This window comes from Sphingopyxis sp. NJF-3 (assembly GCF_053514865.1).
Genome location: NZ_CM130726.1, coordinates 46,857 through 68,321, shown reverse-complemented (window position 1 = coordinate 68,321; position 21,465 = coordinate 46,857). Strand labels below are relative to the sequence as shown.

Genomic DNA, 21,465 nt, shown 5'->3' with positions numbered 1-21,465 from the left:
ATGGCTATGCGGCTGGGTCGCCCGCTTGACCGGCGCGCTTGCGGGCCCGCGCCGATGCCTGCGCCGCCCCGGTCAGCGAGAAACGGGCTTCGCCGAACTGTCCCGCACCCAGCGGGAAGGCGATGCCAAGCTCGCCGCCCGCCGCCATCGCATCGGCCAATTCGCCGCCCAAGGGGAGGATGAAGGCGCGGAAATCGCCGATCGTCGTGCATCGCAGCCTGGCGGCGAAGGTTGCCGTCCGCGAACCGATCAGCGCCGGATAGTCGCGCCCGTCGTCGCACGCGATTTTCGGATTGAAGAAGGCGTCGCATTTCGAACGGTCGCACACCACGCCGAACAGCGAACCGGCCGACGTGGCGGTGCTGGCGGTGATCGCGCCGCCCGCCGGGGCCCGGACGGTCCAGTCGCCATAGGTTTCCGCCTGCTGCGCCGCCGCGCCGGGGGACAGCGCCAAGGCTGCGGCGCCGAGCGCGGCCCCGAAGGCGCTACGCGGCATCATGGCTCGTCCCGGCGATCATCGGGCTTCCATGGCCGCGACGCATTTGTCGATGTTCATCGCGCCATAATCGAAGACATGCTGGCTGCCGTCGGCAAGCGTCACCGTCGCCCGCTTGCTGAACAATTTACGCTGGACGTCGATCGCCCGAATGTCGGTCTTCTCGATCGCCAGCTCGCCATCGGCGGCGTAATGGCCGAGCGTGCCGACAAGGCTGGCGTCGAGCTTGGCATCATAGAGCAGCCGCTGGTTGGTGACGGTCAGCTTGCCGTTATACTTGCCGCCGCCCGGCGGGAGATAGAAGAGCGTCCAGGTGTCGATGATGCCCTCTCCGGGGCGGATGGTCGCGGTCATGGGGCACTCCTCATCGTATCGGTCTACCGGATAGGGTCGCGCTGTCGCCGGGCATCAGCGACCATCGTCCGAGGAACAATCCGATCAGGACCGATGCGAAAAAGGTCAGCGAATGGCCGTCGTGGCTGGTAAGATGGAACAGCGCGCCGAGCGGGACGGTCTCGATCACCCCCACGATCGCGACCGTCGTTCCGGTCCTCCTGGCGCCGGGCAGCGTAATCCAGTCCGCCTCGGCTTGAGTACCCTGGGCACCGGACCATGCCAAGGGACTGGCACGGCCCGATGCCCAGGCCCCGGCACCGCCGAAGCCGAACAGCCCGCAATAGATGCCGACCACCAACCAGATCGCATAGGGCAGCGGCGCGCTGAAAAAACGGGGCAGGAGGATTTCGAGAAAAGCACTGCCGATCGTGCCGATGATCGCCGCCAGCACGAGGGCGCACGTCAGCACGACGATCGTTTTCAGCGCCGTCACGAGCACGCCCATGCCAGGCTCAGCTCCGGCCCGTCAGCGCCTTGCGGCACTTGGTGTCGACCTCGTTGCCGACCCAGGCGGCGAAGTCCTCGAACGGGCGCTTTTCGAACTCGGCCTGCACGGCGGCGTCGGCATCGCGGATCGCCTGCGCGGCCTGGTCGGAGGTTTTGCCGATCGTGCCGCCGGCGCGCTCGGCGATCTGTGCGAACGCGGTCGCGGCGCTTTCGCGCTGTGCGGCGCGTTTCGCGAAATCCTCGGCCTCGGCCCCGCTGCTCCGCTTCGCGAGGGCGCCATAGAGGCTGGAGAGGGATTTGAGCTTGGCCGAACAGTCGGCGGCCATGGCAAAGCCGGCCTCGCCGGACAGAGCGGTCGGCAATGACTCATCGCCAGCACCCTGTTTCACGATGCTCTGATCATCCTCGCTCTTGGCCCCCGAACAGGCGGCGAGCGCCGCGGCGGCGGCGACGGTGAATGTCATGAACCAGTATCGCGGCATCGGACGGACTTCCTCCCCTGCATGGCAAAGCTGCCGTGCCATCCTCTTGTAACGGCGTTCGGAGGACCGTCTTGGGCTGTCGCGCAACGGTTCTTTGGACGGAAGCGAAATGGCCCCTCACGCCGATCCGCGGATCAGGGAGTGGAACTGCGGCGCCAGAGACCGGCGCACGTCGGTAGAGGCGCAGAATTTCGCCATTTCGCAGGCGAAACTGTCTATTCTCGGGTTCGAGGAATATGGTTGGAGGCCCGAGCCGGAATCGAACCGGCGTATACGGATTTGCAGTCCGCTGCGTCACCACTCCGCCATCGGGCCTTGATCGCAGAATTGCGTGGGTCCAGCGCCCCTAGCGATTTCGTTTCGCACTGGCAATCCGTTCGTTTCGCAAATTTTCCCGATCCCGGCGCGATGATGCGGGGTTGGCGGCGTTCTTTCGCCCCGCTATGCGCGGCGGCGGTGCGGCAGCGGGGCTGTATTATTGTTGCAATACAGCATCGCTTCGGCTAGAGCTGCGCCGCAAGGTTGAAACTCCAGGAATCGGATTGCACCCATGGCAACCAAATTGAGCGATATCAGCGCCGCCGACATGCGGTCGGCGATGATCGACAGCCAGCTTCGGACCAACGACGTCATCGACCCCGCGGTGGTCGCCGCGATGGCGGCGGTGCCGCGCGAGGCGCATGTGCCCGCGGCGCTGGCAAGCGTCGCCTATATGGACCGCGCGATCGACCTTGGCGGCGGACGCTGGCTCAACGCGCCGCTCGTCACCGGACGGATGCTCGTCGAGGCGGCGATCCGTCCCGGCACCCGCGTACTGCTCGTCGGCGCCGCGACGGGCTATAGCGCGGTGCTCCTCGCCCGGCTCGGCGCGAAGGTGACCGCAGTCGAGGAGGATGCCGCGCTGATCGCCGCCGCACGGCAGGCGGCGCCGAAGGACGCGATCGACTGGATCGAAGGCCCGCTCACGGCCGGGGCGCCGGGCGCCGCGCCGTTCGACCGAATCATCATCGAAGGCGCGATCGAGATCCTGCCCGACGCGATCGCGGGCCAGCTCGCCGAGGGCGGCCGGCTGGTCGCGGCGCGGCGCGAGGGTGCGGTCACGCGCCTCGTCCAGGGCGTCAAGGCCGGCGGCATCGTCGCGCTGCGCCCCTTTGCCGACATGGACGTCGCGCCCCTGCCCGGATTCGCCGCTCCCGCCGGTTTCCGCTTCTAAGACCCTTCCCTTCTTTCTCGTCAGGCTGAAACGATCATGCACGATCCCGACCACAGACTGCCCCGCCGCGGCCACTGGCTTGCCGGCCTGGCGGTCGGCGCCCTGATGATCGCGTCGCAGGCGCAGGCCGAAACGCTGCAGGGGGCGCTCGCCAAGGCCTATGAGAACAACCCGACGCTGACCGCGGCGCGCGCCGGCCAGCGCGCGAACGACGAAAATGTCCCGATCGAGAAGAGCTATGGCCTGCCGAGCATCGGCACGAGCACCGACTATACCGAGAATATCATCATTCCCGGCAACAGCTTCTCCTCGCCCACGCGCTCGATCAGCGCCGGCGCGCAGCTGTCGGTCCCCATCTATCAGGGCGGCGCGGTGCGCAACGCGGTGCGTGCTGCCAAATTTCGCGTCGAAGCCGGCCAGGCCGACCTCCGCGCGACCGAGGCGAGCGTCTTCGCGCAGGTCGTCGGCGCCTATATGGACGTGCTGCGCGACATGGCGATCGTCCAGCTAAACCAGAACAATGTCTCGGTGCTCAAGACCAATCTGCAGGCGACGAGCGACCGGTTCGAAATCGGCGATCTGACGCGCACCGACGTCGCGCAGTCGGAGGCGCGGCTCGCGCTCGCCGAGGGCGATCTGCGCACCGCCGAAGCGAGCCTGATCGCCAGCCGCGAGGCCTATATCCGGCTGGTCGGCGAAGCGCCGGTCGACCTCCAGCCGCCGCCGCCGCTGCCGAATCTGCCGGCAACCGCCGAAGATGCGGTCGCGGTCGCACTGACCAGCAATCCCGACATCGAGGCTGCAAACCAGCTCGTCAGCGCGTCGCGCGCCGACATCGGCACCGCGAAGGCGAGCCGCGCGCCCAAATTGTCGGCGACGCTCGGCGGCGGCTACAATAATTACCTCGGATCGCTGTCGAGCGGCGTCGTCGGCGTCGGCGTGTCGCAGGAGACCTCGAGCGCCGCTGCGGGCGTGTCGCTGACCATCCCTGTCTTCCAGGGCGGGCGCCCTTCGGCGCAGGTGCGCCAGGCGCAGTCGCGATCGAGCCAGGCGATCGAAACCTATGTCGCGACCGAACGCGACGTCATCGCCCAGACGCGCGGCGCCTATGCCGCGTGGCAGGCGAACGAGCGGATCATCTCGGCGACCCAGCAGGCGGTCAGCGCCAATGCGCTGTCGCTCGAGGGCGTGCGCGCCGAGAACAGCGTCGGCACCCGCTCGATCCTCGACATATTGAACGCCGAGCAGGAATATCTGAACACCCAGGTCCAGCTCGTCTCGGCAAAGCGCAACAGCTATGTCGCCGCCTTCTCGGTCCTCGCCGCGATGGGCAAGGCCGAGGCGCGCGACCTCGGCATCGAGGGCGGCCCGCTCTACGACCCCGCCGCCAATTACGAGCGAGTGAAGGGCCAGATCTGGGACTGGGCCGACGATCCGGCGCCGCAGCAGCAGGCGACCGACACGCGCGGCGTCGCCGCAGCCGACGCCAGCGTCCCCGCGGGCGCCAATCCCTTGATCGGCCCGGTTGATCCCGCCAGCGGACAATAGGGCTTGGCAAGCGCCGCTCGCTCCCGGTAAGAGATGGTTAATCGCCCGCCAACGGGCGCGCCGGAAGGGGCACATATGGGCGACCTGTCGCGAGAGCCGTCGATGGAGGATATTTTGTCGTCGATCCGGCGCGTGATCGCGCGCGACGAAGCGCCCGGCACCGCGCGCGCGTCGCGCGCCGACGACGATGTCCTCGACCTCGCCGAGGAAGAGGCCGATGAAGCGGCCGCCGAAACCTCCGCTGCCGACGAACTCGTCTCTTCCGAAAGCGCCGACGCCGCGCGCCAGTCGCTCGACGCGCTGAGCGCCGCGGTCACCTCTCCGACGCCAGCCGCGATCCCCGCGGGCGGCCGCACGATGGAAGAGGTGGTGATGGAGGCGCTCCGCCCGATGCTCAAGCAATGGCTCGACACGAATTTGCCGGGCATGGTCGAGGCGATGGTGGCGAAGGAAATCAGCCGGATCACCGGGCGGCGGCTTTGAAGCGGCATTAAGCCGCGCCTCCTGAATCCGCATCCCCGAGCCCTTCGTCTGCCCTGGCGGGCGCTCAGGATAAACTTCGGCCTTTGGCCGAAGACGAGGGGCCCGTTCGAGCAAAGCGAGAACCTCCGGCGCCGCTGGCCTCGACTTCGCTCGGGAAAGCGGATTTCCGGCGTCGATCCTACCCCGCCCAATCCTCCAGCAAATGCCGCGCGATCGCCAGCGACGGCGGCGCCAGGAAGGGCGCGCCCATGTCGCCCGCGAGCGCCGCGCGGACCTCGGCGCGGTCGACCCACATCGCCGCCTCGATCTCGGTCGTATCGAGCGTCAGCGCGGGATCGAGCGCCCGCGCGCGGCATCCGATCATCAGCGAGGAGGGGAAGGGCCAGGGCTGGCTCGCCACATAGGCGACGTCGGCGACGCGAATCCCCGCCTCCTCGAACAATTCGCGCGCGACCGCTTCCTCGAGCGATTCGCCGGGCTCGACGAAGCCCGCGAGCGCCGAGAAGAAGCCGGAGGGAAAGCCCCCCTGGCGCCCCACGAGCACGCGTCCTTCATATTCGGCGAGCATGATCACCACCGGGTCGACGCGCGGAAAATGCTCGGCGTTGCACGCCCCGCAGCGGCGCCCCCAGCCCGCGCGGAACAGCGCCGTCGGTGCGCCGCACACCGCGCAGAAGCGATGCCGCGCGTGCCAGTCGACCAGGCTGCGCGCGCCGCCGTAGAGCGCCGCCTCCTCGGGCGCGAGAAGCGGCAGCAGCCGCATCACGGTGCGCGACCGCGCATCGACGCGCGCACCCGCCGCCGCCTCGCGCACGAAATGCGGAATCCCCACCGCGTCGAGCCCGAGCAGCAGCAGCGCGCGATCATCGGCAGGGTCGAGCGGCTCCCAGCGAAGCCCGCCGCCCTCGCCCGGCACGAAGTCGATCCCGTCCATCGCCAGACAGAGCGCGCGCGGGTCGGCGACCGCCTCCGCGAGCCGGCCCTCGTCGGTACGCAGCTGGTCCGCGCGGTCGAGCCGCGCCCCCGTGAACCCGAGCGGCAAGGCCATCAGCGCATCACATCCTTATAGAATGCCTTGCCGAAATCCGCCTGGAAGGGGACCGCGTCGGATGGCATATATTGGGTATAGCCGCCGACGCGATAGCCGCGCGCGCGGTCGACGAAGCCGACGGTGCCCGCCGCCCCCGCCCAGCCGTAGAGCCCCTCGCCGGTCGGCGAGGTCGGCAACGACACGCGCCCGCCGGCGCCGAAGCCCTCGCCGTCGATGAAGGTCCCCTTGCGGTCGACGGCGTCGTCGATCAGGTTCGACATCGCGAGCCGCGCCGTATCGGCCTTCATGACCCGCACCCCACCCGTCTCGCCTTCGCCGAGCAGCATCGCGAGGAAGCGGTCGTAGTCGCGCGCGCTCGACACGAGCCCGCCGCCGCCGAACGGATAGGGCGGCTTGTCGAGATAGATCGAGCTGGTGGCGGGGTCGATCGGGATCAGCACGCCGCCCATGGGCGCATAGTTGGTCGTCAGCCGGTGCGCCTCGCTCGCGGGAACCTGGAACCATGTGCTTTTCATGCCGAGCGGATCGAAGATGCGTGCTTTCAGGAAGACGTCGAACGGCTGGCCCGACACCACCTCGATCAGCCGGCCGGTAAGGTCGAGGCTGACCGAATAGCTCCACCGCGTGCCGGGCTCGTAGACGAGCGGCAGCTCGGCGAGCCGGTCGGCGAAGGCGGCGAGGCTCGGCGCCGCGGTGACCGGGGCGAGGCCGGGGATCGGCAGGCGGCTCACCTGCCCGCCGACAATGCCCGCGGCGTCATAGGCCGCCTTGATCGGCCCTTTCTGGATGATGTTGTAGCCGAGCCCCGCAGTGTGGGTGAGCAGGTGGCGCACGGTGATCTGCGCCTTCGCCGGATGCACCTCGGTGATCGACCCGTCGGGGACATTCTGCACCTTCATCGCCTTGAAGGCGGGCAGGAAGTCGGCGATCGGCTGGTCGAGCCCCATCTTGCCGTCCTCGATCAGCAGCATCGCCGCCATCGCGGTGATCGGCTTGGTCATCGAATAGAGCCGCCACAGCGTGTCGGGACCGACGGGCACGCGCGAGTCCATCGCCTGCGTCCCATAGCCGAAGCTCAGCGCGTCCTCCTGCCCCTTGCCGATGCAGACGAGCGTGCTCGCAAGCTCGCGGCGGTCGACGAAGCCCTTGATGAACGCGTTGGTCGCGGGATAGAGCGTCGCGCCGTCGGCGCGGAAAGCCAGCGCCGTTCCCGGCAGGAAGGCCGCGGCGCCGCCCAGCGCCATCCCGCCGAGCAGCGCCCGGCGCGTCACCATCATGTTCATCCGTCGGTCTCCCGCAGCCTGTCGATCAGCTTGCGATAGAGCGTCGGCAACCCCGCCGCGTCAAGCGCCGACAGCGGCCACCATTCGCCTTCCGCTGCGGCATCCGGCATTTCGCCGCGGACCAGCGTCAGCCGAAGGTCGAAATGGGTGAAGCCATGGTCGACCCGCGCGATCCCCGACTCGGCCGGCGGCATCCCGGTCCACTCGCCCCCGGGCAGCGCGCGCATCCCGCCGAGCATTCCCTTGCCGGGGCGCCGGACGAGCCACACCCGCCCCTCGCGCTCGATCCAGTGCGCGATGCCGTAACGCTGCGGCTTGGCCTTCTTCGGCGGCTTCACCGGCAGCCGCTCGATGTCGGCGCGTCCGCGCGCGCGACAGTCGGCCATCAGCGGGCAGATCGCGCAGGCGGGTGATCGCGGGGTGCAGATTGTCGCGCCGAGATCCATCAGGCCTTGCGCGAAATCGCCGGGGCGATCCGCCGGCACCAGCGGTGCGAGCGCCGCCTTGATCTCGCGCTTCGCGGCAGGGAGCGGGGTTTCGATCAGCCGGTGGCGCGCGATGACCCGCTCGATATTGGCATCGACGACCACCGCCGGCCGGCCGAAGGCGATCGCCGCGACCGCCGCCGCCGTATAGTCGCCCACCCCCGGCAGCGCGCGAAGGCCGGTCTCGCTATCGGGGAAATGCCCGCCATGCTCCGCGACCACCGCGCGCGCGCAGGCAAGCAGATTGCGGGCGCGGGCATAATAGCCGAGCCCCGCCCACGCCGCCATGACGTCGGCATCGTCCGCGGCCGCGAGGTCGGCGACGGTCGGCCAGCGCGCGGTGAAGCGTTCGAAATAGCCCGCCACCGCCGCGACCGTCGTCTGCTGGAGCATGATCTCGGCCATCCAGACGCGATAGGGGTCGGGCGTCGCGGCGCTGCCGGGGGGCACCCGCCACGGCAGCACCCGCGCCGACCGGTCGTACCAGCCGAGCAGGCGCGCGGCGAAGCTCATAAGCCCCTCCCCTTCAGGGGAGGGGTTGGGGTGGGGTCCATCGGCCTTGCGCAAGGCCGATGGACCCCACCCGCTGCGACTAGGCGGCAAGCCGCCAAGTCTCGCTGCCCTCCCCTGAAGGGGAGGGACATTTCTCTCTCAATCGCAAAGCCTGACGTCTGGACGCTCACCCCTCGCCTATGGCATGGCGCTCCCCATGACGAAAGCAGGGAGCGGAGAGACGCCCGCCAAGAAGGCGAAGGCGAAAGGCGCGGCGAAAAAGCCCGCCGCGCGCCCTTACGAGCGCCCGCGCGGCGGCGAGGCGCGCGCGATCTCCGACCTCGTTCCCGAAATCGGCCGCACCGCCTTTCGCAAGTTCGGCTTCATCCAGTCGTCGGTGGTCAGCCGCTGGCGCGAGATCGTCGGCGCGAAACTGGCCGACGTCACCCAGCCCGCGATGATCCGCTTTCCCGCCGGGCAGAAGGCGGGGGGCACCCTCCACCTGACGATCAGCGGCGCGCATGCCCCGATGCTCCAGCATGTCGCGCCCGACATCATCGCCGCGGTCAACCGCTTCTTCGGCTATGCCGCCATCGCCACCGTCCGCATGACCCACGGGCAGGTCGTCCCCGCGGCCCCCGTTCAGCCGCCGGCAATGCTGAAACCGATACCCGCCGAACTGGGGGACAGTCTCCGCGATATCGGCGATCCCGAACTCAGGACCGTGCTCGAACGCATGGCCGCCGGGCTCGCCGCGCCGCCGAAGCTCCCCCGGATCAGTTGATGGAAAGACCCGGCCCGATCATGTTCCCTATCGCCATCGCATCGCTGCCGCGCCGCTCGGCCATCGCGGCGCTGTCCGCCGCCGCGCTCGCGTTGCTCGTCGCCGCCGCACCTGCCAAGCCCGCCGGCCCGCGCTGGTCGGCGACCGTCGCCGAAAGCGGTATCGGCGCCTACAGCGTCGGCAACCCGCAGGCGAAGGTGAAGCTGGTCGAATATTTCAGCTACACCTGTTCGCACTGCGCCGAGTTCGCGAAGGAATCGAGCGCCGCGCTCAAGACCCAATATATCGACCGCGGCCTCGTCCTGTTCGAATATCGCAACCTGATCCGCGATCCCGTAGACATGACCGCGGCGATGCTCGCGCGCTGCGGCGGCCCCAAGGCTTTCGCCGCCAATCACCAGGCGATCTTCGCCGCGCAGCCCGCCTGGCTCGGCAAGGCCGCGAAAATGACGCAGGCGCAGCAGGCGCCCTGGTATCAGGGCTCGCTCGGCGACCGGACGCGGCGGATGGCCGCCGACACCGGGCTCGACGCGCTGATGCGCGCGCGCGGCTATACGGCGGCGCAGCTCGACGCCTGCCTTTCCAGCGGCGTCGCCGAGGCCGAGCTGATGGGCATGACCAATATCGGCCTCAATGCGGACAAGGTCGCCGGCACCCCGACCTTCTTCGTCAACGGCCGCAAGACCGAAGTCGGCCATTGGGCCGACCTCAAACCGGTTCTCGACGCGGCGCTCAAGCAGAAGTAAAGACGCTCCCCATCACGACCAGACGGAGAAGACCGTGTCCAAGACCTTGCCCACGCTGCGCATCGCGCTCCTCGCCTCGCTCGGCGCCTTCGCCCTCGCCGCCTGCGGCGACAGCAAGACCGACCCCGCCAAGCAGCAGGAGGTGATCGCGAAGGTCGCCGCCCCCGCGGGCAAGAGCTGGTCCGACGTCGTCGCGGTGACGCCCGAAGGCGGCCATGTGATGGGCAACCCCGACGCGCCGATCAAGATCATCGAATTCGCGTCGCTGACCTGCCCGCACTGCGCCGATTTCGCGACCGAAAGCCATGACGAGCTGAAGCGCGACTTCATCGACACCGGCCGCGTCAGCCTCGAACTTCGGAACTTCATCCGCGACGGCATCGACCTCACCGCCGCCGCGATCACCCATTGCGCCCCGCCCGAGCGCTATTTCCCGCTGACGCAGAGCACCTTCGCTTCGCAGGCCCAGATCTTCGAAGCCGCGCAGGCGAATCCGCAAGGTTATGAAGCAGCGATGAAGTCGGCCCCCGGCGTCCGTTTCCAGCAGCTCGCCAAGGCGATGAAGCTCGACCAGTTCTTCCAGTCGCGTGGCATGACCGGCGAACAGGTCAACGCCTGCCTCGCCAACCTCGACGGCATCAAGAAGCTCGAGGACGGCACGAACAACGCCCAGCAGCAATATAATGTCCAGGGCACGCCGACCTTCATCATCAACGGCCAGGTCGCCGAGGGCATCGCCACCTGGCCGCTGATGCGCGACCGCCTGCGCACGATGGGCGCGCGCTGACGCGACTTTTCCTTCGTCATGCCGGGCTTGACCCGGCACCCGCCTTTTCTTCGAAGGACAGGCGGACCCCGGATCAAGTCCGGGGTGACGAGGGAAGCGACGTCCAACCCCCTTGCGACTCCTCCGCCCGCACGGCATGACGGCGCTTTAGGGGGATATGTGACGCCGACGTTACACAACCTGCGATTCCACCGACTGCACGGGAGCCTTTCGTGCAGATAAAGCGGCTGCGCCTGACCGGTTTCAAAAGCTTCGTCGAACCCACCGAGCTGCGCATCGAGCCCGGGCTGACGGGCGTCGTCGGCCCCAACGGCTGCGGCAAGTCGAACCTTCTGGAAGCGATCCGCTGGGTCATGGGCGAATCCAGCCCCAAGTCGATGCGCGGCGGCGGGATGGAGGATGTGATCTTCGCGGGCACCTCGTCGCGTCCCGCGCGCGACTTCGCCGAGGTCGCGATCCACTGCGACACCGAGGGCGCGCTCGTCGCCGGGCTTGCCGACGCGAGCGAGGGACGCGAGCTCGAGATCATCCGCCGCATCGAGCGCGGCGCGGGCAGTGCCTATCGCGCCAACGGCCGCGACGTGCGCGCGAAGGACGTCGCGCTGATCTTCGCCGACGCCGCGACCGGCGCACACAGCCCCGCACTCGTCAGCCAGGGCAAGATCGCGAACGTGATCGCCGCGAAGCCGACCGACCGCCGCGCGATGCTGGAAGAGGCGGCGGGCATCGCGGGGCTGCATGTGCGCCGCAAGGATGCCGAGCAGAAATTGCGCGCGACCGAGACCAACCTCGCGCGCCTGTCGGAGATCGTCGCCGACATGGAGGTGCGCGCGAACGCGCTCCGCCGCCAGGCGCGCGCCGCCGAGCGCTACCGCAAGCTCAGCGACGAGATCCGCGTCGCCGAGGCGCGGCTGATCTATGCGCGCTGGCGCGACGCCGCCGCCGCCGCCGACCAGGCGCGCCGCGACGCCGATGCCGCCGAGGCGGCGGTGAAGGCGGCGCAGGACGAGCTGGAACTCCTGTCGCGCGCGCAGACCGAGGTCGCGACCCGCGTCGCCTCGGCGCGCGCCGACGCGCAGGCGCAGCGCGATGCGCTCGCCGAGGCGACCGCGACGCAGGTCCGCCTGACCGGCGAGGAACGCGCGGCGCGCCAGCGCATCGACGACCTTATGGCGCAACAGGCGCGGCTCGCCGACGACCGCGCGCGCGAGGGCGAGCTCGCGCGCGACGCGCATGGGGCGCTAACCGCGCTCGATAGCGAGGGCAAAGCCCTTGCGCAGAGCATCGCCGCGCACGACGCCGGCAAGGCCGCGCTGGTCGAGGCGCATCAGGCGGCGCAGGCGCGGCTGCGCGATGCCGAGGTCGCGCTGGCGCAGGCGCGCGCGAAGGCCGCGAGCGAAGCGGCCGACCGGCGCGTCGCGCTCGGCGCCCGTGACGGCGCCGAGGCGGCGGTGCGGCGAATCGCGAGCGAAGGCGCGCGGGTCAAGGCCGAGGTCGCCGCACTCGGCGACAGCGACGCGCTCGCCGCGACCGTCGAAGACAGCGCGCGCGCCGCCGAGCGCGCCGAAGCCGCGATCGCCGACGCCGAAGCGGCGCTCACCGCCGCCGACGCCGACCGCGGGGCCGCCACTGCTGACCTCGCCGCGCTCGACGCCGCGCTCGCCGAAGCGCGCGCCGCGCTCGCCGCGCTCGAAAGCGAGGCGGCAACGCTCGACCGCGCGCTCGCCGCCGCACGCAGCGATGCCGATCGCATCCTCGACCGGATCAGGGTGAAGCCGGGCTATGAGGCCGCGCTCGCCGCCGCGCTCGGCGACGATCTCGACGCGGGCACCGACGCCGACGCGGCGCGGAGCTGGCGCGGCGCCGAAACGCCCAAGAACGACCCCGCTCTGCCCGCCGGCACCCGCGCGCTCGCCGAGGTCGTCGAAGCGCCGCCCGCGCTCGCACGCCGCCTCGCGCAGGTTGCGGTTGCCGAGAGCGACGCGGGCCAGCCGCTCGCCGTCGGCCAGCGCCTCGTGACGCTCGACGGGGTGATGCGGCGCTGGGACGGCTTCGTCACGCGCGGCGACGGCGCGACGGCGAGCGAGAGATTGCAGCGCCAGAACCGCCTCGACGCGCTCGCGGCGCAGCGCCCCGGGGTCGAACTCGGGGTCCAGGAACTGCGCGACCGGCGCGAAAAGGCTGCCCTCGCCCTCACCGCGCGCACCGAGGCCGCCGCCGCCGCGCGCAAGGCGCTCGCCGACGCCGATGAGACGCGGCGCGGCGCGCTGCGCGCCGCCGACCAGGCGCAGACCGCGCTCGATCGTCATCAGAGCGCCGCCGCACTGTTCGCGGGCCGCCTCGCCGAAATCGCCGCAGCCGCCAAGGAGGCGGGCGAACAACTCGCGGCGCACGAGGCGGCGCTCGCCGCGCTCCCCGACGAGGCGCTCGCCCGCGCCGCGCTCGATGGCGCCGAGGCCGACACCGAGCGCGCGCGCACCGACGCCGGCGCCGCGCAGGGCGCACTCGCCGACCACGACCGCGCGCTCGCGGCGCTCAGCGAGCGCCAGGCGGTCGTCAGCGCCGAGATCAAGAGCTGGAAGGCGCGCGCCGGCGAGGCGGCGCGCCGCGTCGCCGACATGGACAAGCGTGCCGACGCGCTTGCCGCCGAGGCCGCGAAGCTCGCCGATCTGCCCGACAGGCTCGCCGCCGACCGCGCCGCCGCCGAGGCGCGGCAGGCGGCCCTGCGCGAAAAGGTCGCCGCCGCCGAAACGCAGGAGCGCGAGGCCGAGGCGGCGCTGCGCGAGGCCGAGGCCGCGCTCACCACCGTCCGCGAGCGCGTCGCCGCGGCGCGCGAAACCCGCGCGGGGGCGGTCGCACGCTCCGAAAATGCCGAGCTGCGCCGCGTCGAGATGGGCCGCCTGTCGGGCGAGCGCTTCGAATGCCCACCGCCGCTCCTCCCGCAGAAGGCGGGCTTCGAAAGCGACGGTGTCGGCGACACGGGCGCCGAATCGGCGCAGCACGACCGGCTGATCGCCGACCGCGAGCGGCTGGGCCCGGTCAACCTCGTCGCCGCCGACGAGCTCGCCGAACTCGATACCGAGCGCGAGAGGAACGCCGCCGAGATCGAGGAGCTGCAGCAGGCGGTGAACCGGCTGCGCGGCTCGATCGGCAATCTGAACCGCGAGGGCCGCGTCCGCCTGCTCGCTGCCTTCGAGGCGGTGAACACCCATTTCCAGCGCCTCTTCACCACGCTGTTCAACGGCGGCCAGGCGCATCTCGAACTCGTCGATTCGGACGATCCCTTGGAGGCCGGACTCGAGATCATGGCGCAGCCGCCGGGCAAGCGCCTCGGCACCCTGACCCTGCTTTCGGGCGGCGAGCAGGCGCTGACCGCCGTCGCGCTGATCTTCGGCCTCTTCCTCACCAACCCCGCGCCGATCTGCGTCCTCGACGAGGTCGACGCGCCGCTCGACGACGCCAATATCGAGCGTTTCTGCGATCTCCTCGACCGGATGAGCCGCGAGACCAACACCCGCTACCTGATCGTCACCCACAATGCGGTGACGATGGCGCGCATGCACCGATTGTTCGGGGTGACGATGATCGAAAGGGGCGTCAGCCGCCTCGTCTCGGTCGACCTCGGCGGCGCCGAGGAACTGCTCGCGGCGGAATAGCTACCCCGCGCTTCCCACCACCAGCATCGCCGCGAACACCAGCAGCCCCGCGAAGCGGTTGCTGCGGAATTTCGCCAGCGCATCGCCGCCGTTCGCCGGCTCGAGCGTCGCGACCTGCCCGGTCAGGTGCAGCGCCGCGGGCACCAGTGCGACGAACACCAGCGGGTCGGGCCGCACGGTCCACAGCGCCCCCGCCCACAGCAGCAGCGCGGTGGCGTAACAGAGCGCCACCCCGGCGCGCACCTGCGTCCCCATCGCGCGCGCGCTCGATTTCACCCCGACGAGCGCGTCGTCCTCGATATCCTGCAGCGCATAGATGGTGTCATATCCGATGACCCAGGCGATCGTGCCTGCGTAGAGCAAGGGCAGCGCCAGCCCGTCCCCGCCGCCGACCGCGATCCAGCCGACGAGCGCCCCCCAGCTGAACACGAGGCCGAGCCAGGCCTGCGGCCACCAGGTGATCCGCTTCATGAAGGGATAGGCGGCGACGAGCGCGAGGCTCGCGAGCGCGACGATCTGCGCGGGCAAGGGCAGCTGCAACAGCACCACCAGCCCGACCAGAGACAACAACAGAACCCACAGCAGCGCATTCCGCACCGATACCGCCCCGCTCGCGACGGGGCGCGAGGCGGTGCGCGCAACGCGCGCGTCGAGATCGCGATCGACGATGTCGTTATAGACGCAGCCCGCGCCGCGCATGACGATCGCGCCGAGCAGCATCCAGAAGAAGAGCGTCCAGTGGCTGCGCGCGCCGCCGCCGAGCGCGAGCCCCCACGCGCAGGGCCAATAGAGCAGCCACCAGCCGATCGGCCGGTCGAAGCGCGCCAGCAGCGCATAGGGCCGCATCGCGGCGGGAAGCAGGGCCAGGAAGCCCTGGTGCTGGCTGTCGGGAGGATGCGCCGCGGTCATCGACCCGGGCGATAGCAGCCGCGGCGTCCGCGATAAATGCCTGATTGGCGCCGGACGACCGGCCTCAGGAACAGGTGGCCGCGGTCGCCGCGGGCGAGGGGTTATAGATCTGCGCCAAATCGCGCGCTTCGCGGATGTTGAACGCGGCGGTCGACCGGATCGTCTTGGCGCCCAGCCACTTGCCATAGAGAAGCGGCTGGTATTCGTAGACGATCTCGACGAACATCACCGCCGTACCCGCCACCGCTGTGACCTCGGCGCCTTCGGGCCCCATGCCCGGAAAGTCGGTCCCGCTTTGCCCCTCGCCCTCATCACCATAGCTCGAGTCGACGTTGAGGTCGCCAAAGCAACGCTGCCAGTGAATCCACTGCCCGCCGTCGCTGTTGCGCTCGAGGCTCGACAGGATGATCCGGCCGTGCTGCTGGAAATCGAGATTGCCGGCCTGCTTCTCGACCCCCGCGAAGACGTCGTTGATGTCGGCCTCGCGTACCTGCGGCTGCGCGAGATTGCTGCCCGTGGCGATGCGCGAGGCATTGTCGGCGGTGTTGAGGCCGAGCTGGCTGATGCGCGTGGTGGTCAGCGTCAGATTGGCGATTTCGAGGCCGCCGAACCCGACCAGCACCAGAAAGGGAATGACGAAGGCCATTTCGATGATAACGGCCGCGCGGACGTTCCGCACGAAGCGCGCGAAGGCGACACGGCCCCGTCGCCGGAGGAGCGATCGGGCGGTCACGGGCAGCTGTCCGGGGCGGCGTCGGAACCGGTGGCGAACGGCTGGTTGCGCAGCACGGTCGTATAGGACAGCGTGATCGACTGCGGCTGGCCTAGCATCCGCCACACCGGCAGGACACGGTCGAAACTCATCGACGCGGTATAGAGGACGATGTCGTCCGCGCCGCCATTGCCGGTGCGACCGCGATCGGGGTCCCAGCGGCCATTACCGTTGCTGTCGTCATAACATTCGCCCGCATCGTAGCTGCCGTTGCCATTGGCGTCGGTATAGCGCTCCTCGACGCCGACCTGGCTGAACTGGTCATAAGCCTTGCGGCTGAATTCCACATCGGCGTTCCGGAACACGCGAAGCACCTGCTCGCGAACGCGCGTGTCGAGCGCAGTCTGGCTATCCGCATAGGTTTCCAGCGTCGAATCGCGCCCGGCTTCGCTGACCGCGCCTTGCAGCACCTGCTGTGCGTACATCTGCCACGAATAATCGAATATGCCCATCAGGACGAGCAGGAAGAGCGGCGCCGTCAGCGCGAACTCGACCATCGCGATCGCTCGCTCATCGCAGCGGAGGCGGCGCAGGAGGGCAGTCACACGCGTCACTGCGACAGCCTCAGCTTGGAAATCTGGCGCGCGATCGACTGGAAATTCTCGTTCAGCTCTTCCGAATCATCGGCTTCATAGGCCTGCCCCGATGACGCGCATTTGTTGAGGTTGCTGTTGCTTCCGACCCCGAACGAGACCACCCAGATGGTGATGCCGCGGTCGCGCGCGGCCTTGCACAGTTGCACGAAGCGATTGTTGTGGCGCGAAATCGCATTGTCGTCGCTGGTCGCCCCGATACGCGGCATCGAGCTTTCCTGGCCCTGGTGCGACAGGTTGGATCGCGGGGTCATCATTTCGCCGTCGGTCATGAAGATGATGTGGCGGCTGATCGGCCGTCCGTTATCGGCGGTCGCATTCTCCGACGCGAACAGGCCGGTCGGCGACATCAGCCGCGCGCCCCACGCCATGCCGGCGTCGTGATAGGTATAGCCCTTGGGCTGCAGCGAGTTGATATAGTTCGCGAAGGTGCCCGCATCGGCCTTGGTCATGACGGTCAGGTTCATCGCCGGCACCGGGCAGGCGGCATAATCGCCGCCCTTTTCGACGAAATTCTTATAGTCGCTCGACGAGGTGAAGGGGGTCTCTTGGCCACGGTCATAGGTGACGTCGGGCAGGAACAATTTCCATTGGGTCTCGGGATCGCTCGTCGTCGGAAGCATGTCGATGTCCATATCGTAGGCGTCCGCCGGCGCGGTCTCGTTCGCCGCAAATTTGGTCGTCCCCCGCTCGATGATGCACCCGGCCCAACTGGTGGTGACAAGCGCCGCCTTGTCGCCCGTGTCCGACTGGATCGTCGATCCGGATTTCAGCGGACGCGTGTCGAAGCTGCGATTCTCATAATTATACTTGCCGTCGAACACCTTGGTCGGGGTTTCGGTAACCGTCGTCGTGCTGGTGCGCTTGAAGCTTGCGATCCAGCGCCCCTCGCGGCATTGTCCCTTCGAATTTTCGAACTGCTTATACTTGTAATAGCTATAGGTGCGTTCGACGTCATAGGTCGAAATGCGATTGCCGTCGGCATCGACATATTGCTCGGTCAGGTTGGCATCGGGATCGCCCGGCTGCGGCGTTGTGTCGGCCGGAAGACTGCCCTTGCATTTGCCCAGGTCCTTATCGAAAACGTCCGGATTCGGCGTATCGACGACATTGCTTTCGTCATAATCGGTCGTGGTATAGACGATCTTGGTTTTTGGCGTGCGCGATGGAAGTTTGACCTCGTCCGACAGCCAGTCGGGATTCTTCGCCATCAAAATCCCGCCGACATTGACCGACGAGCTGTAGGGAACGACGCCGAACCGCAGGCGGCCGTCGCCGATGTCGGCATCGGTCAGCGTGCCGAAAAAGTCGATCGCCGCGGTGCGCAGCCCCTCGATCTTGGTCACCGTGTCGCTGCCATTGGCGCGCGACATCGACCCGGTCACGTCGAGCACCAGCATCACGTCGACGTTGGAAATCTCCAGCTTGGCGGTGCAATTCACCGAGAGGTCGAACTCGCTCTTGCCGAATATATACATCAGCGCCGTCGGCAGAACCGCGCTGGCGGTGCCGGTGACGTCCGACGCGCCCGACGCTTCCGAGGTGAAACCGACGTCGTGGCTGCCATAGCTGTCGTCGGGATAGTTGAAATTGAACATCTTGTTCGCTTCGGCTTGGGCGACCGAATCATAGGTGCCGCCGGCCATCGAACGGCGCCCGGCGAGCACGCCCGCGTCGCACGCTTGCTGCAAGCGCAGCTCGGCCATGTATGCGCGGCCGATATCGACCGCCGAACCGACGAAGCCGATCAGCGGCACGACCGCCGCGGCGGTCAGGAACATGGTGTTGCCGCGCTGGTCGCGAAGCAGCTTCCTCGCGCCCTGCCGGAAACGACGGATGATGGTCCCTCGCATGGTCTCTCACACCCCCCTGGGGCCAGGCACGCGGCCCACTCAGATGCGTGGCTGGCATCCTGCACCTAAGCCCGAACTGCTTACCAAAACGCTAATCGCAGGCGGGCGCGGACGGCTTGCAAAGGGCGGATCTGGCCCGAATCGGGACAGAGCATTCTGCGCCGCGCCCGGCTGGGCAAAGCGGCGTGCATCCGCTATCCCGCTCGCCATGCCCGCGACACCCGCCTGGCCGCCCGCCAGCACGCCCCGCCTGTTCGTCGATCTGCCGCTCGGCCCCGAAAGCGCGCCCGTGATCGAGGGGCCGGCGGCGCATTATCTGCTCCACGTCATGCGCGCGAAGACCGGTGATCCGCTGCTCCTCTTCGACAATCGCAGCGGCGAATGGCTCGCCAGCATCGCCGAGGCCGGCAAGCGGTCGCTGACCGTCCGCATCGAGCGGCAGACGCGGCCGCTCGAACGCGTTCCCGACCTCTGGCTCTGCTTCGCGCCGGTCAAGAAGGCGCGGCTCGACTGGATCATCGAAAAGGCGACCGAACTCGGCGTCGCCCGCCTTCAGCCGGTGATCACCGAACGCACCATCGTCGAGCGGGTCAAGCGCGAGCGGCTCGAGGCGCAGATCGTCGAGGCCTGCGAGCAATGCGGCCGCACCGCGCTCCCCGAGCTCGCCGAGCCGGTGAAGCTGCCGCAGCTCCTGCGGGACTGGCCGCGGGACCGCGCGCTGCTCTTCGCCGACGAGGCCGGCGGCACACCGCTCGCCGACGCCGACGCGCCCGCCCCCGCCGCGATCCTGACCGGGCCCGAGGGCGGCTTCACCGACCGCGAGCGCGAGGCGCTGCTCGCCGCGCCCGCGATGCGCCGCATCACGCTCGGCCCGCGCATCCTGCGCGCCGAAACCGCCGCGGTCGCCGCGGTCGGCATCTGGATGGCGGCATACGGCGACTGGCGGGACGATCGTTCTTAACCCGCCGTTAGCCATGCTGCGGCTATGGCGGCGCGATGATGCGGCGGGACCAGAGCCGATATCGCCGGCGTGGGGGCTGGCGGGGGCAGATCATGCAGGCGGCGATGGCGCTCGCCTGGCTGGCGATGGCGCTCGTCTCCGCGCCCGCAATGGCGCAGACCACTTCGACCACCAGCAACAGCACGGGCGGCGCGATCAACGCCTCGACCCCCTGCTCGTCGCCGCTCGTCCGCAATTTCAGCGTCGGCGGCGGGGTGATGGTCGCCGACGTCGACCTCGGGGTGCTCGCCACGCACAGCTGGCGCGGCGACCTGCGTATCACCCTGCAATCGCCCGCGGGCACCCGCGTCCAGCTCGTCGACGGCGATACCGGCAATCTGCAGGGCAATAATTTCAACGTCCGGCTCGACGACGACGCGGCGCAGACCGTCAACACCGACGGCAATAACGCGAATCATTCGACCTCGGCGCCGCCCTATCAGCATGTCTTTCGCCCCAATGCGCCGCTCTCGGCGTTCAACGGCGAGAATGGCGCGGGGACGTGGCGGCTCGAGATCTGCGACCAGTTCCCCTCGGCCGACAACGGCAATTTCGTGCGCGCCGACCTCACGCTGACCAGCCTGCCCGCCAACTATGCCGACCTGTCGCTCGCCAAGAGCGTCAGCACCGCCTCGCCGGCCGCGGGCGCGAGCATCAGCTACACACTCAGCGTCACCAACGCCGCCGCCTCGCCGGCGACCGCGACCGGGGTTTCGGTGCTCGATCCGCTTCCCGCGGGCTTCACCTTCATGGGCGCATCGGGCTTCGGCAGCTATGACGCCGCGACCGGCGTGTGGAGTGTCGGCAACGTTCCGCCGGGCGCTACCCGCACGCTGACGATCAGCGGCAGCGTCAATGCGAGCGCGGGCGCGACGGTCGTCAACAGCGCCGAAATATCGGCCTCCTCCGCCCCCGACAGCGATTCGACGCCCGGCAACGGCGGCGCGGGCGAGGACGACCAGGCAAGCGCGAGCTTCACCGTTTCGGGCAGCCGCATGGCCGGCGCGCCGCCGGTGCTCACCTGCCCTGCGGGCAGCAGCCTCTTCGACTGGGACGGCATCGCCTGGCCCGCCGGAACGACGAGCGGCAGCACGACGCTCGCCGGTATCGGCACCGCGGGCCTGTCGATCGGCATCAGCGGCGGCAGCTTCCTGAGCAACGCCACCTATGGCGGTCCGTCCCCGACGCGCCAGAATGTCGTGACCGGCGGATTGACCCCGGCGCAATATTCGCTGTTCGAGATCGTCGATTTCACCAGCCAGGCGGGCAGCGTCACCTCGACGATCACCCTTCCCGTCGCGGTGCCCGGCGCGCAGTTCCGCCTGTTCGACATCGACTATGCCGCCGGCCAGTTCGCCGATCGCGTCACCGTCACCGGCAGCTACGGCGGCGTCACCGTCTATCCGGTGCTGACCAACGGCACCGCCAATTATGTCATCGGCAACAGCGCCTATGGCGACGCTCTGTCGGCCGACGGCGAGGCGGCGGGCAATGTCGTCGTCACCTTCGCCTCCCCGATCGACACGATCACCATCGACTATGGCAGCCACGGCCTCGCCCCCGCGAACCCCGGCCAGCAGGGCATGGCGATTCACGACATCAGCATCTGCCGCCCGACGACGACCCTGACGATCGCCAAGACGAGCAGCGTGGTCAGCGATCCGGTCAACGGCACCGCGAACCCCAAGGCGATTCCCGGCGCGACGATGCGCTATTGCCTGCTCGTCACCAATAGCGGCGGGGCGAGCGCGAGCGCGGTCAGCGTCGCCGACTTGCTTCCCGCGACGCTCGCCTTCATCCCCGGCTCGCTGCGCAGCGGCACGAGCTGCGCGGGCGCGACGACGGCCGAGGACGACAACGCCAGCGGCGGCGACGAGAACGACCCCATCGGCGCCTCGCGCAGCGGCGCGAACATCGCCGCGACCGCCGCGACGCTCGCCGCGTCGGCCAGCATGGCGATCAGCTTCGAGGTCCTCGTCAACTGACCAC

General features: G+C 69.1%; 20 protein-coding genes and 1 tRNA gene. 9 read left to right on the top strand and 12 right to left on the bottom strand.

Annotated features, from left to right (window positions below; translation table 11 throughout):
• Positions 1–4 precede the first annotated feature (4 nt).
• From ACOTSS_RS00375 to ACOTSS_RS00355, 5 genes are all read right to left on the bottom strand, one after another.
• Positions 5–499, bottom strand: a complete 495-nt coding sequence (locus ACOTSS_RS00375; RefSeq protein ID WP_448689591.1) for a hypothetical protein — start codon at positions 497–499, stop codon at positions 5–7.
• 15 nt (positions 500–514) lie between these two features.
• The gene (locus ACOTSS_RS00370) at positions 515–850 is read right to left on the bottom strand and encodes a hypothetical protein (protein ID WP_448689590.1); all 336 of its coding nucleotides are present in this window, start codon (positions 848–850) and stop codon (positions 515–517) included.
• 10 nt (positions 851–860) lie between these two features.
• Positions 861–1,337 (bottom strand): hypothetical protein, encoded by a 477-nt coding sequence (locus ACOTSS_RS00365; RefSeq protein ID WP_448689589.1) that lies wholly within the window; start codon positions 1,335–1,337, stop codon positions 861–863.
• A 7-nt stretch (positions 1,338–1,344) separates the two neighbouring features.
• On the bottom strand, positions 1,345–1,803 hold the full coding sequence (locus tag ACOTSS_RS00360) for a hypothetical protein (RefSeq protein WP_448689588.1): 459 nt from the start codon (positions 1,801–1,803) through the stop codon (positions 1,345–1,347).
• Positions 1,804–2,062: 259 nt separating this feature from the next.
• A tRNA-Cys gene (locus ACOTSS_RS00355) sits at positions 2,063–2,136 on the bottom strand.
• A 235-nt stretch (positions 2,137–2,371) separates the two neighbouring features.
• Here ACOTSS_RS00355 and ACOTSS_RS00350 point away from each other — a divergent pair.
• The 3 genes from ACOTSS_RS00350 to ACOTSS_RS00340 all read left to right on the top strand — a co-directional run bounded on the left by ACOTSS_RS00350 (position 2,372) and on the right by ACOTSS_RS00340 (position 5,065).
• The gene (locus ACOTSS_RS00350; protein WP_448689587.1) at positions 2,372–3,034 is read left to right on the top strand and encodes a protein-L-isoaspartate O-methyltransferase family protein; all 663 of its coding nucleotides are present in this window, start codon (positions 2,372–2,374) and stop codon (positions 3,032–3,034) included.
• Positions 3,035–3,070: 36 nt separating this feature from the next.
• Complete coding sequence (locus ACOTSS_RS00345; protein WP_448689586.1) at positions 3,071–4,582, top strand: TolC family outer membrane protein; 1,512 nt, start codon at positions 3,071–3,073, stop codon at positions 4,580–4,582.
• A 75-nt stretch (positions 4,583–4,657) separates the two neighbouring features.
• On the top strand, positions 4,658–5,065 hold the full coding sequence (locus ACOTSS_RS00340; RefSeq protein WP_448689585.1) for a DUF2497 domain-containing protein: 408 nt from the start codon (positions 4,658–4,660) through the stop codon (positions 5,063–5,065).
• A 178-nt stretch (positions 5,066–5,243) separates the two neighbouring features.
• Here ACOTSS_RS00340 and nudC read toward each other — a convergent pair whose 3' ends face one another.
• Genes nudC through ACOTSS_RS00325 form a run of 3 tightly spaced genes read right to left on the bottom strand, consistent with a single transcriptional unit; the run spans position 5,244 to position 8,397 of the window.
• Positions 5,244–6,113, bottom strand: a complete 870-nt coding sequence (gene nudC, locus ACOTSS_RS00335) for an NAD(+) diphosphatase (RefSeq protein ID WP_448689584.1) — start codon at positions 6,111–6,113, stop codon at positions 5,244–5,246.
• Positions 6,113–7,399, bottom strand: coding sequence for a serine hydrolase domain-containing protein (locus ACOTSS_RS00330; RefSeq protein WP_448689583.1), 1,287 nt, complete (start codon positions 7,397–7,399; stop codon positions 6,113–6,115). Before ACOTSS_RS00330 ends, nudC begins: the two co-directional genes overlap by 1 nt.
• Positions 7,396–8,397, bottom strand: a complete 1,002-nt coding sequence (locus ACOTSS_RS00325) for an A/G-specific adenine glycosylase (protein ID WP_448689582.1) — start codon at positions 8,395–8,397, stop codon at positions 7,396–7,398. Before ACOTSS_RS00325 ends, ACOTSS_RS00330 begins: the two co-directional genes overlap by 4 nt.
• A 196-nt stretch (positions 8,398–8,593) precedes the next feature.
• Between ACOTSS_RS00325 and ACOTSS_RS00320 the strand changes: the two genes are divergently transcribed.
• From ACOTSS_RS00320 to smc, 4 genes are all read left to right on the top strand, one after another.
• Positions 8,594–9,160: a DUF721 domain-containing protein gene (locus ACOTSS_RS00320; RefSeq protein WP_448689581.1), complete on the top strand. Its 567-nt coding sequence runs from the start codon at positions 8,594–8,596 to the stop codon at positions 9,158–9,160.
• Between the two features lie 20 nt (positions 9,161–9,180).
• Positions 9,181–9,906 (top strand): thioredoxin domain-containing protein, encoded by a 726-nt coding sequence (locus tag ACOTSS_RS00315; RefSeq protein WP_448689580.1) that lies wholly within the window; start codon positions 9,181–9,183, stop codon positions 9,904–9,906.
• 34 nt (positions 9,907–9,940) lie between these two features.
• A complete protein-coding gene (locus tag ACOTSS_RS00310; protein WP_448689579.1) occupies positions 9,941–10,693 on the top strand; it encodes a thioredoxin domain-containing protein in 753 nt (250 codons plus the stop codon).
• 212 nt (positions 10,694–10,905) lie between these two features.
• Complete coding sequence (gene smc / locus ACOTSS_RS00305) at positions 10,906–14,349, top strand: chromosome segregation protein SMC (protein WP_448689578.1); 3,444 nt, start codon at positions 10,906–10,908, stop codon at positions 14,347–14,349.
• Here the strand turns inward: smc and ubiA are convergent, their stop codons facing one another.
• The 4 genes from ubiA to ACOTSS_RS00285 all read right to left on the bottom strand — a co-directional run bounded on the left by ubiA (position 14,350) and on the right by ACOTSS_RS00285 (position 18,476).
• Positions 14,350–15,258 carry a 4-hydroxybenzoate octaprenyltransferase gene (gene ubiA, locus ACOTSS_RS00300; RefSeq protein WP_448689577.1) on the bottom strand — a complete coding sequence of 303 codons (909 nt, stop codon included), beginning with the start codon at positions 15,256–15,258 and terminating at the stop codon, positions 14,350–14,352.
• A gap of 64 nt (positions 15,259–15,322) precedes the next feature.
• Positions 15,323–15,904: a TadE/TadG family type IV pilus assembly protein gene (locus ACOTSS_RS00295; RefSeq protein WP_448689576.1), complete on the bottom strand. Its 582-nt coding sequence runs from the start codon at positions 15,902–15,904 to the stop codon at positions 15,323–15,325.
• Positions 15,905–15,987: 83 nt separating this feature from the next.
• Positions 15,988–16,584, bottom strand: coding sequence for a TadE/TadG family type IV pilus assembly protein (locus ACOTSS_RS00290; protein ID WP_448689575.1), 597 nt, complete (start codon positions 16,582–16,584; stop codon positions 15,988–15,990).
• A complete protein-coding gene (locus ACOTSS_RS00285; protein ID WP_448689574.1) occupies positions 16,581–18,476 on the bottom strand; it encodes a TadE/TadG family type IV pilus assembly protein in 1,896 nt (631 codons plus the stop codon). Before ACOTSS_RS00285 ends, ACOTSS_RS00290 begins: the two co-directional genes overlap by 4 nt.
• A 208-nt stretch (positions 18,477–18,684) precedes the next feature.
• On the opposite strand from ACOTSS_RS00285, the gene ACOTSS_RS00280 reads away from it, so the two are divergent.
• Together ACOTSS_RS00280 and ACOTSS_RS00275 are read left to right on the top strand one after the other, a co-directional pair.
• A complete protein-coding gene (locus tag ACOTSS_RS00280; RefSeq protein ID WP_448689573.1) occupies positions 18,685–19,437 on the top strand; it encodes a 16S rRNA (uracil(1498)-N(3))-methyltransferase in 753 nt (250 codons plus the stop codon).
• A gap of 35 nt (positions 19,438–19,472) precedes the next feature.
• Complete coding sequence (locus ACOTSS_RS00275; RefSeq protein ID WP_448689572.1) at positions 19,473–21,461, top strand: proprotein convertase P-domain-containing protein; 1,989 nt, start codon at positions 19,473–19,475, stop codon at positions 21,459–21,461.
• Positions 21,462–21,465: the final 4 nt, after the last annotated feature.

What these genes read in the sequence shown, in the direction of transcription:
- ACOTSS_RS00375 (WP_448689591.1), bottom strand. Translation starts at nt 499, where the DNA reads ATGATGCCGCGTAGCGCCTTCGGGGCCGCGCTCGGCGCCGCAGCCTTG.
- ACOTSS_RS00370 (WP_448689590.1), bottom strand. Translation starts at nt 850, where the DNA reads ATGACCGCGACCATCCGCCCCGGAGAGGGCATCATCGACACCTGGACG.
- ACOTSS_RS00365 (WP_448689589.1), bottom strand. Translation starts at nt 1,337, where the DNA reads ATGGGCGTGCTCGTGACGGCGCTGAAAACGATCGTCGTGCTGACGTGC.
- ACOTSS_RS00360 (WP_448689588.1), bottom strand. Translation starts at nt 1,803, where the DNA reads ATGACATTCACCGTCGCCGCCGCCGCGGCGCTCGCCGCCTGTTCGGGG.
- ACOTSS_RS00350 (WP_448689587.1), top strand. Translation starts at nt 2,372, where the DNA reads ATGGCAACCAAATTGAGCGATATCAGCGCCGCCGACATGCGGTCGGCG.
- ACOTSS_RS00345 (WP_448689586.1), top strand. Translation starts at nt 3,071, where the DNA reads ATGCACGATCCCGACCACAGACTGCCCCGCCGCGGCCACTGGCTTGCC.
- ACOTSS_RS00340 (WP_448689585.1), top strand. Translation starts at nt 4,658, where the DNA reads ATGGGCGACCTGTCGCGAGAGCCGTCGATGGAGGATATTTTGTCGTCG.
- nudC (WP_448689584.1), bottom strand. Translation starts at nt 6,113, where the DNA reads ATGGCCTTGCCGCTCGGGTTCACGGGGGCGCGGCTCGACCGCGCGGAC.
- ACOTSS_RS00330 (WP_448689583.1), bottom strand. Translation starts at nt 7,399, where the DNA reads ATGAACATGATGGTGACGCGCCGGGCGCTGCTCGGCGGGATGGCGCTG.
- ACOTSS_RS00325 (WP_448689582.1), bottom strand. Translation starts at nt 8,397, where the DNA reads ATGAGCTTCGCCGCGCGCCTGCTCGGCTGGTACGACCGGTCGGCGCGG.
- ACOTSS_RS00320 (WP_448689581.1), top strand. Translation starts at nt 8,594, where the DNA reads ATGACGAAAGCAGGGAGCGGAGAGACGCCCGCCAAGAAGGCGAAGGCG.
- ACOTSS_RS00315 (WP_448689580.1), top strand. Translation starts at nt 9,181, where the DNA reads ATGTTCCCTATCGCCATCGCATCGCTGCCGCGCCGCTCGGCCATCGCG.
- ubiA (WP_448689577.1), bottom strand. Translation starts at nt 15,258, where the DNA reads ATGACCGCGGCGCATCCTCCCGACAGCCAGCACCAGGGCTTCCTGGCC.
- ACOTSS_RS00295 (WP_448689576.1), bottom strand. Translation starts at nt 15,904, where the DNA reads ATGGCCTTCGTCATTCCCTTTCTGGTGCTGGTCGGGTTCGGCGGCCTC.
- ACOTSS_RS00285 (WP_448689574.1), bottom strand. Translation starts at nt 18,476, where the DNA reads ATGCGAGGGACCATCATCCGTCGTTTCCGGCAGGGCGCGAGGAAGCTG.
- ACOTSS_RS00280 (WP_448689573.1), top strand. Translation starts at nt 18,685, where the DNA reads ATGCCCGCGACACCCGCCTGGCCGCCCGCCAGCACGCCCCGCCTGTTC.
- ACOTSS_RS00275 (WP_448689572.1), top strand. Translation starts at nt 19,473, where the DNA reads ATGATGCGGCGGGACCAGAGCCGATATCGCCGGCGTGGGGGCTGGCGG.